The organism is Shewanella sp. YQ_9, from assembly GCF_043103185.1.
GTDB lineage: Bacteria > Pseudomonadota > Gammaproteobacteria > Enterobacterales > Shewanellaceae > Shewanella > Shewanella algae.
Genome location: NZ_JBICJO010000044.1, coordinates 23,403 through 32,738 on the forward strand (window position 1 = coordinate 23,403; position 9,336 = coordinate 32,738).

Here is a 9,336-nt window from a genome sequence, read left to right on the forward strand (position 1 = left end):
ACCAGTCACAACGCCTGTAAATATCTTTGCCAATCAAATCCCGGGCCTGGGTCTGTCTTGCGCCCCGGCGCGATATCGCTATGACCCACTATTCTCTCTTTGGTGATATCCGGGTAAGCCTGCTGCAAACTCTGGGTCAGGGTAATAAGTTTATGATACTGCTCTTCGGTAAAGCCGGAATCATCTGTGCCCTCCAGCTCTATACCAACGGCAAAATCATTGCAGCCGCTGCGACCTTCAAAGTTCGATACCCCGGCGTGCCAGGCGCGCTGATCCACAGAAACAAATTGGCGCAACTCGCCATCACGGCGAATCAGAAAATGTGCCGAAACTTCCAGTCCTTTAAGCCCGGCGAAACTGGCATCAGCCTCAATGTCCAGAGTGCCCAAAAATAGCTGCTCTATATAAGGCAAACCAAAGCGGCCGGCCGGCAGACTGATATTATGGATCACCAAAAGGCTCACCTCGCCATCGGGCCTGTGATTAAAGTGAGGTGAAGGGCTGGGCTCAGCCTCTTTATACCAGCCTTCAACCCATAGCTTTTGCGCCAAATGCTCACTCTCCTGACTCGAATAACCATACATACAGCAGCACCTTGGCTGTAGTCACATTGGCTCAAAATAACTTCGAGCCTAGCCACGGCCAATTGTGCCTCCAACACAATACCAGCAGCGCCCCTTATTATGCTAATCTAGCGGCATAAATTTCCCCAATAATCCCGAGTCAATCAAGGACGCGCATCATGCTCGAAAATGATATCAGGGTCAGTGTCAAAGCCGCACTGGACGAAGACCTTGGCCACCAGAAGGCCTCCGAGGGCGATATCACCGCCCTGTTGATCCCCGAAGATAAACACGCCGAAGCCACCCTTATTACCCGCGAAGAAGGTGTCTTTTGCGGTAAGGCCTGGGCCGAGCAGGTATTCAATCAGCTCGGAGGTGAAGTGGCGCTGCACTGGCATGTGGATGATGGCGACTTTGTGCTGCCCAATCAGCTGCTGTGTGAACTCTCCGGCCCGGCGCGCCTGTTGCTCACCGGCGAGCGCACCATGATGAACTTTATTCAAACTCTCTCAGGGGTAGCCAGCCTGACCAAAGTCTACTGCGACAAGCTGGTCGGCACCCAGTGCCGCTTGCTCGATACCCGCAAGACGCTTCCCGGCCTGCGCACGGCGCAGAAATATGCCGTCACCTGCGGCGGCGGCAAAAACCACCGTATCGGTTTGTTTGATGCCTTCCTGATCAAAGAAAATCATATTATGGCCTGTGGCAGTATCGCCAATGCCATCTCCGCCGCCCGTGAGCTACGCCCCGAAAAACCTGTGGAAGTGGAAGTAGAGAATCTGGAAGAACTGGCTCAGGCACTGGAAGCCGGCGCCGACATAGTCATGCTGGACAACTTCGATGTGACTATGATGCTGCAGGCAGTTGAGCTCAATAACGGTTTCAAGGCCAAAGGGCTTGGCGCCAAACTCGAAGTCTCCGGCGATGTCACGCTGGAAACCATAGCGGCTTTCGCCCAAACCGGCGTCGACTACATCTCGGTCGGAGCTCTGACCAAGCATGTGCGAGCCATGGATCTCTCCATGCGCCTCAAGGGCTGATAACCTCTTTTAGGCATACCCTGATATCTATGGGTATGCCTTTCCAGCCAGGGCCCCAAGGATAGCGGTTAAACCTGCAGCTGAAGCAAGCCGTGGCAAAGTACTTGGCGCCAATCAATAAGCTCCAAGAAGTCATACCAAGCTGTGCTTTGCCAGATAGGCCCCCTCATAATCGACAAAACACCATCATATTCAAATAGCTAGAACAGCTATTCAGCAATATGTCAGTAAGCATCAGTCAATGATGCTCTTAATCAGCTACTTGGCCAGTCCTGATACCGGTTGCAAACAGGTAAATGCTTGCTCACAACCCGCCTAATCACTAAGAAACAAAATTGCAACAATTGTATTTAAGCAAATGATAAAATTACCTGTTTTTTTGACAACGCCACTTCCCTGACACTTAATTCAGTAACTGTCAAAATACTGTTGCCGGTAAAACTTGGTGATCAGTAACATTTTTGATTTTTTTCCGAAATTTACGCTGCTTTTTACCGATTGTGGATTCCATTTTCAGTAACTTTATACTAACTTTTATGGCAGGCGAGATGGCCGTTTTTGGCCAACCTCACCGACAAGGTAACCACCCAAACTGATATTTGTTTATGGCATAACGCAGTTACAACTGTAAAATACATGCTTTGAGTAAATACTCAGTTCCTTGAGGTGCGGTTTGCCGGAACGACATACGATAAACTTAAATGGTTTTGCTGAACTGATTGAGTCTGATCCAACACGCTCTGGGGCATAAAGCCACCCGAGCTGGAATCGCCAGCAACACAACTGAACAGGTTTCAGGCTGGTAGGAATAAGAGTAACAGGGACTAAGTTACCGATTCGCTCAAGAAGGCAACGATGGAGAAAGCAAATGAAAGGTATCAAACTTAACAAACGCGCTCAGGGTTTCACCCTGATCGAACTGATGATCGTAGTAGCCATTATCGGTATTCTCGCGGCTGTAGCACTACCTGCATACCGTGAGTATGTGGCAACTTCACATGGCGGTGCTGTAATGAAAGGGGTCGCTGGTTATGTATCGAAAGCCCAGGCATGTATCCAAACCAATATTGGCTGCACTTCTTTAAATGCCGAAATTAAAGCAAATAGTAAAATCACAGATGTCACCGTCTCAGAGGCTAATGCCGTGGACTTGGTTTATTCTGATGGTGCTTGTGCAATTACAGCTAAGATAGGTGCTGATGGTGCTCTTGAGTACTCAATTGCTGCCGGTACTGATGGCACGGCAACAGCTGCTCAGTGCCAAGAAGGTGCAGGGCTGTAACAGTTTAGTATGCCAACATCCGGCTTACACCTAGGTCTGTCGACTCTTTTTATCCGTAAAGGTCTACTGACGGAAAATCAGTTAACCGAAACGATAAGACATTCCCAGAAAAATAAACAAACACTGGTCACCACTCTGGTGGCCAGTAATCTTTTATCCGCTCGCACTATCGCCGAACTCTGCTATGAAGAATACGGCACCCCGCTGCTGGATCTCAATGAGTTTGATTTAAACAGTATCCCGGAAGAATTTCTCAATAAAAAGCTGATCGATAAGCACCGCTGCCTGCCGTTATTCAAGCGTGGCAACCGCCTCTATATCGCCACTTCAGACCCCACCAATATTGCCGCCCTGGAAGATTTTCAGTTCAGCGCCGGCTTGCACGCCGAAGCGATACTGGTAGAGGAAGATAAGCTCAGTAAAGCACTGGAAAAAGTGCTTGAAGAGGACTTGAGTTCGCTGGATCTCGATGGCCTCGATGAGGAGTCCCTCGCAGGTATCGAGGTCACCGACACCGACAAACGTCAACAGGAAGATGGTGAAAGTAAAGATGACGCCCCCATCGTCATCTATATCAATAAGATTTTGACCGATGCCATCCGCAAGGGCGCATCGGATCTGCACTTCGAACCCTACGAGAAGCGCTACCGCATCCGTTTCCGTATCGATGGCATCCTCCACGAGGTATCTGAGCCCCCCATTTCTCTCTCGGGCCGTATCTCAGCCCGCTTGAAGGTGATGTCCAAACTGGATATCGCCGAGCGCCGCGTTCCTCAGGATGGCCGCATCAAGATGAGGCTGTCGCGCAACAAGAGTATCGATTTCCGGGTCAGTACCCTGCCCACTCTTTGGGGTGAAAAGATAGTGATGCGGATCCTCGACTCGTCTTCCGCGCAATTAGGCATCGAAAAACTCGGCTATGAGGAAGACCAAAAACAAGCCTACCTGGAGATGCTGGCAAGGCCCCAGGGGATGATTCTGGTGACAGGCCCTACCGGCTCTGGTAAAACCGTTTCCCTTTATACTGGCCTCAATATCCTCAATACCGAAGAGCGCAATATCAGCACCGCCGAAGACCCAGTGGAGATCAACCTGGAAGGGGTCAACCAGGTACATATCAACCCCAAGGCAGGGCTAACCTTCGCCTCGGCGCTGCGCTCCTTTTTGCGTCAGGACCCGGATGTGGTGATGGTGGGGGAAATTCGCGACCTGGAAACCGCCGAAATCGCCATTAAGGCGGCACAAACCGGCCACTTGGTACTCTCGACCCTGCATACCAACTCATCGGCCGAGACTCTCACCCGCCTGCTTAATATGGGGGTTCCCGGTTATAACATTGCCAGTTCGGTCAACCTGATTATTGCCCAGCGCCTGGCCCGCCGCCTCTGCCCCGAATGCCGCCAACCGGAAGATATTCCCGAGCATGAACTGCTGCAACTGGGCTTCACTCAGCAGCAGATAGACGCAGGCTTTACCCCTTACAAGCCCTGTGGCTGCGATCTCTGCTCCGGTGGTTATAAGGGCCGGGTCGGTATCTATGAGGTAATGAAGATGTCCGACGAAATCGCCAGAACCATTATGGAGGGCGGTAATTCGCTGCAGATTGCCGCCACTGCCAAACAGCAGGGGATGCGTGATTTGCGCCTTTCCGGCCTTTTAAAAGTGATTCAAGGCGTCACCAGTATCGCCGAGATAAATCGGGTCACCAGCTACTGATTGAATTAGTAGACCTATTGGATATCCGAAGCGATATTACTCTGGGACTAGCCAAATAGATAACTGCCAGAGAGCCAGTGAGTAAGCATTCGCCTGTGACTCTGACTAAAATTAAGGCAAGCTAACAAAGAAGCGTATTGCAAGGAACAATTATGGCAACCGCAACGGCGACAGCAAAAAACAATAAAGCCAAGAATAAAGGCGCCAAAGCCCAACCCAAGATCCACACCTTTACCTGGAAGGGGAATAATCGCGACGGCAAACTCAGCTCCGGCGAACTGCGTGGCACCAGCATCACCGAAGTAAAAACCCTTCTTAAAAGCCAGGGGATTAATCCCAAGACGGTACGTAAAAAATCAGCGTCTATGTTTGGCGATAAAAAGATCAAGCCGATGGATATCGCGGTGATCACCCGCCAGATAGCTACTATGCTGGCTGCCGGGGTTCCCTTGGTAACAACTATTGAATTGATCGCCCGCGGCCATGAAAAAAACAAGGTGCGGGTACTACTCGGCACTGTATTGGCCGATATCCAAGCCGGCATCCCGCTGTCCGATGCTCTTCGCCCCCATAGAGCATACTTCGATGATCTCTACGTCGACTTAGTGGCCGCCGGTGAACATTCAGGTTCCTTGGATGCTGTATTCGACCGTATCGCCACCTACAGGGAAAAGTCAGAGGCCCTTAAGTCGAAAATTAAGAAAGCCATGTTTTACCCTGCTGCAGTGGTGGTAGTTGCCATAGCCGTTACCGTGCTGCTGCTTGTTGCCGTTGTACCTCAATTTGAAGAAATATTTAAAGGCTTCGGCGCCGAACTGCCTGCCTTTACCCAATTAATTGTCAATATCAGCCGCGGCCTTCAGAGTACCTGGTATCTATTTCTGGCTGGTATCGTTATCAGTGCCTGGCTCTTTGTCCGTGCTCATCGAAATTCAGAAAATTTCCGTAACCGTATCGACGAAATGGTGCTTAAGATCCCCGCGATAGGAGATATCTTACATAAAGGTGCCATGGCCCGTTTTGCCCGCACTCTGGCCACCACTTTTGCTGCCGGGGTGCCGCTGATTGATGGCCTGGAGTCTGCCGCCGGCGCCTCCGGTAATTATGTTTACCGCAAGGCGCTATTAAATGTGCGTACCGAAGTGATGGCCGGGATGCAGATGAACGTGGCCATGCGCACTACCAAGCTATTCCCCGATATGCTAATCCAGATGGTGATGATAGGTGAAGAATCCGGCTCATTGGACAACATGCTCAACAAAGTCGCCAATATCTATGAGATGCAGGTGGATGATGCCGTAGACGGTCTCTCCAGCCTGATAGAACCCATTATGATGGTAGTTATCGGCACCATAGTCGGCGGGCTTATCGTCGGCATGTATCTACCTATCTTCAACTTGGGTAAAGTGGTAGGTTAATGCTGGCTATTCGCCGAAGTGTAATAATAAAACCAACACTTAACTGTTTTAGGGTCGCTTAGTATCGCATGTCAGAATTTATTGCCGTATTGAGCCACAACCAGTGGCTCTTTCTTGTTCTCTGTTTTTTGTTTGCCTCTGTAATAGGCAGCTTTCTCAATGTGGTAATCCATCGCCTGCCGGTAATGATGAAGCGCGAATGGCAGCAGGAATGCAACCAATACCTGCAGGAATATCAACCCGAATTCGCCAAACAGCTGGGTGAAGCCAAGCTTAATGCACCAATAGATAACTATCCGGCCAAATACAATCTGTTACTGCCGAAATCTGCCTGCCCCAAGTGTGGCGCCCATATCAAACCCTGGCACAACCTCCCCATAATCGGCTATTTGTTGCTTGGCGGTAAATGCGCCTCCTGCAACACAGCTATTTCAGCGAGATACCCGATATTTGAGCTGCTGACCGCCCTGCTTATCAGTACTCTCGGTTGGTATTTTGGCCCGACACTGCAGTTTGTTTACGCCACTATTCTCACCTTTGGATTGATAGCCCTCAGCGGGATAGATCTGGATGAAATGCTGCTGCCGGATCAGATTACCCTGCCGCTACTGTGGCTTGGTTTACTGGTTAATATCTCGGGCACCTTTACTAATCTGACCGATGCCACCATAGGGGCCGCTGCCGGCTATTTAAGCCTCTGGTCGGTCTACTGGCTATTTAAACTGCTCACCGGCAAGGAAGGCATGGGCTATGGCGATTTCAAGCTGATGGCATTGTTTGGTGCCTGGCTTGGCTGGCAGATGTTACCTCTAATTATTCTGCTCTCTTCTCTGGTCGGTGCCCTAGTAGGCGTTTTACTTATTCTGTTCAAGAACCTTAATCGGGGTAACCCTATCCCCTTTGGCCCTTATATTGCTATCGCTGGTTGGGTCGCTTTGGTGTGGGGACAACAGATTGTCGACTGGTATTTGGGAACACTCTAAATGGCCGAATTTATTGTAGGGCTCACCGGCGGTATCGGCAGCGGCAAAACTACGGTCGCCAATCTGTTTGCCGAGCAGGGAATCGTCCTGGTCGATGCCGATATCATTGCCAGGGAGGTGGTCGCCAAAGACTCAGATGGCCTCAGACAAATTGGCGATAAATTTGGCCCTCAGATGCTGACTCCTGAAGGCAATCTAAATAGAGCGGCGCTGAGGGAACAGATATTTCATCATCCGGAAGACAGGGAATGGCTCAATGCCCTGTTGCATCCCATGATACGTTCTCGCATGTTGGCACAGGTTAAGGCGGCAAACTCCCCTTATGTCATCATGGTGGTGCCTCTGCTTTTTGAGAATGGCCTGGATAAACTGGTGAATCGCACTCTGGTGGTAGATATTTCACCAAAATTACAGTTACAGCGAACTATTGAGCGGGACAAGGTGTCTAAGGAACAGGTTCAAAACATTATCAATAGCCAGAGCGACCGCAATAGCCGACTCAACAAGGCTGATGATGTGATTGACAATCAGGGAGAAATCACCGCGCTACAAGCTCAAGTACTGGCGCTGCATAATAAATACTTACAGCTGGCAGATCCTATACACCCATGAACACGACAGAACTGATATTCGAACAGCCGTTAAATGAAAAGATCCGCAGCTATTTGCGTCTGGAATATCTCGCCCGTCAATTGGACAATAACCTCCAGCAAGATCATCAACATAGATGCTTCTACCCACTATTCTCCCTCTGTGAACTCACCGAACGCTGTGATTACCGCAGCGAAGTCATCAAAGATATCGACCGCCAATTAATCCAACTGCAAAGCTGGCAACAGCAGGACGATGTAGACCAGCAGCAACTCCAGTACTATCTCGAGCAATTCTCCCACGCCAGAGAAGAACTGCAACGTCCACAGCGCCCCGGCAGTCAGCTTAAGCAAGACAGATTCATATCGGCGCTCAGACAAAGATTCAGCATGCCTGGTGCTTGCTGTAACTTCGATCTGCCACAACTGCACTTTTGGCTGGCCAAGCCTTGGGAAGAACGCTGTCAGGAGTACCTCCAATGGACCAGTCACTTCAGCAGCCTACTACAGCCCATCAGTCTGCTGTTGCAACTTACCCGTATGAGCTGTGAATATCGTGATGCTGTAGCCCATGCCGGCTTTTACCAAGGCGACAGCCAACAAAGCTTGTCGCTGGTCAGAGTCAAGCTGGATGCAGAGCAAGGCTGCTACCCCACCATTAGTGGTCACAGAAACCGCTTTGCCATTCATTTTGTACAGTTCGAACAACAAAAGCATTCCGACAAAACCGTCAAATTCCTACTGGCGACCTGCGGCTAAACTCTTTACCATGGGCGCCATCAGTTAGCCCAAGAGACACAAAAATGCCTATCACTGTTAAGTGCCCCACCTGTCAAAAAGAGGTGGAATGGGCCCCCGAATCCAAATTCAAGCCCTTCTGTAGCGAGCGCTGTAAACTCATCGATCTCGGTGATTGGGCCTCGGAAAAACATGCCATCCCGGTCAAGCCAGAGTTTGATGAACAACTGCTGGATGAACTGGGCTACGATGAAGGTAATTTCTTCAAGGATCAGTAATGACAAAAAGAGTACATGTAGCGGTCGGTATCATTAAATCCGGCGAGCAGATCCTATTGGCCAAGCGTCATGGGCATCTGCACCAGGGAGGAAAATGGGAATTTCCAGGAGGTAAAGTCGAAACCGGCGAAACCGTCACCCAAGCCTTAGCCAGAGAACTTGCGGAAGAAGTCGGGCTTAACATAGCCGCCTCTACCCCTTTTATGCTGTTGTCTTATGACTATCCAGATAAGCAAGTGTTACTGGATATTCACCTGGTCACTGAATTCAGTGGCAATGCCTATGGCGTAGAAGGACAGGAAGTCGAATGGGTGCACTTGGATAAACTCCAGGAATATACTTTCCCGGATGCCAACCAACCGATTCTTGATAAAATCCTTACAGAGTTTTCAAACTAACCCCTAAGCCAGCCGCCTAAGCTGGCTTTCTTGTTATCCCTATCTTTCAGATTCAGATGTCCCAAATCCCCCCAACAGTGGTCATCGTTGATGGTGCAGGCTGGCATACTATGGATACGGCAATACCTTTCTCAAATCTCACTTTGATTAAGCTACCCGCCTATTCTCAATATCTCCACAGCACCATCTCACATGGGGGCGAAAGACATCTGCTCATCAAGCACAGCTTGATAGATGGCTGTAGCGCGAAGCAGCTTGGCTGCGAGCTGAGGGGCACACACTGCGCCAGCAGCTTTGGGCTGCATGTTAAGTCGTGCTCGCTGGAAGCGA

General features: G+C 50.1%; 10 protein-coding genes. 9 read left to right on the forward strand and 1 reads right to left on the reverse strand.

Annotated elements, in window-relative coordinates; genetic code table 11:
• Window positions 1-5: 5 nt before the first annotated feature.
• Window positions 6-584 (reverse strand): 1,6-anhydro-N-acetylmuramyl-L-alanine amidase AmpD, encoded by a 579-nt coding sequence (gene ampD / locus ACF8D4_RS14095; RefSeq protein WP_392468789.1) that lies wholly within the window; start codon window positions 582-584, stop codon window positions 6-8.
• A gap of 158 nt (window positions 585-742) precedes the next feature.
• Between ampD and nadC the strand changes: the two genes are divergently transcribed.
• The 9 genes from nadC (at window position 743) to mutT (ending at window position 9,006) form a co-directional block, all read left to right on the forward strand.
• Entirely contained in the window at window positions 743-1,603 is an 861-nt protein-coding gene (gene nadC, locus ACF8D4_RS14100) for a carboxylating nicotinate-nucleotide diphosphorylase (RefSeq protein ID WP_219013354.1), read from the forward strand.
• An 868-nt stretch (window positions 1,604-2,471) separates the two neighbouring features.
• Entirely contained in the window at window positions 2,472-2,885 is a 414-nt protein-coding gene (locus ACF8D4_RS14105) for a prepilin-type N-terminal cleavage/methylation domain-containing protein (protein ID WP_025012053.1), read from the forward strand.
• A 9-nt stretch (window positions 2,886-2,894) separates the two neighbouring features.
• Window positions 2,895-4,601, forward strand: a complete 1,707-nt coding sequence (pilB, locus tag ACF8D4_RS14110; RefSeq protein ID WP_025012054.1) for a type IV-A pilus assembly ATPase PilB — start codon at window positions 2,895-2,897, stop codon at window positions 4,599-4,601.
• A 152-nt stretch (window positions 4,602-4,753) separates the two neighbouring features.
• On the forward strand, window positions 4,754-6,019 hold the full coding sequence (locus ACF8D4_RS14115; protein WP_025012055.1) for a type II secretion system F family protein: 1,266 nt from the start codon (window positions 4,754-4,756) through the stop codon (window positions 6,017-6,019).
• A gap of 68 nt (window positions 6,020-6,087) precedes the next feature.
• Entirely contained in the window at window positions 6,088-7,002 is a 915-nt protein-coding gene (locus tag ACF8D4_RS14120) for an A24 family peptidase (protein ID WP_144128769.1), read from the forward strand.
• Window positions 7,003-7,614 (forward strand): dephospho-CoA kinase, encoded by a 612-nt coding sequence (coaE, locus tag ACF8D4_RS14125; protein ID WP_025012056.1) that lies wholly within the window; start codon window positions 7,003-7,005, stop codon window positions 7,612-7,614.
• The gene (gene zapD, locus ACF8D4_RS14130; protein ID WP_028779562.1) at window positions 7,611-8,351 is read left to right on the forward strand and encodes a cell division protein ZapD; all 741 of its coding nucleotides are present in this window, start codon (window positions 7,611-7,613) and stop codon (window positions 8,349-8,351) included. The genes coaE and zapD overlap by 4 nt, the downstream gene beginning before the upstream one ends.
• Window positions 8,352-8,395: 44 nt before the next feature.
• Complete coding sequence (yacG, locus tag ACF8D4_RS14135; protein ID WP_025886789.1) at window positions 8,396-8,608, forward strand: DNA gyrase inhibitor YacG; 213 nt, start codon at window positions 8,396-8,398, stop codon at window positions 8,606-8,608.
• Complete coding sequence (mutT, locus tag ACF8D4_RS14140) at window positions 8,608-9,006, forward strand: 8-oxo-dGTP diphosphatase MutT (protein ID WP_025012058.1); 399 nt, start codon at window positions 8,608-8,610, stop codon at window positions 9,004-9,006. Before yacG ends, mutT begins: the two co-directional genes overlap by 1 nt.
• Window positions 9,007-9,336: the final 330 nt, after the last annotated feature.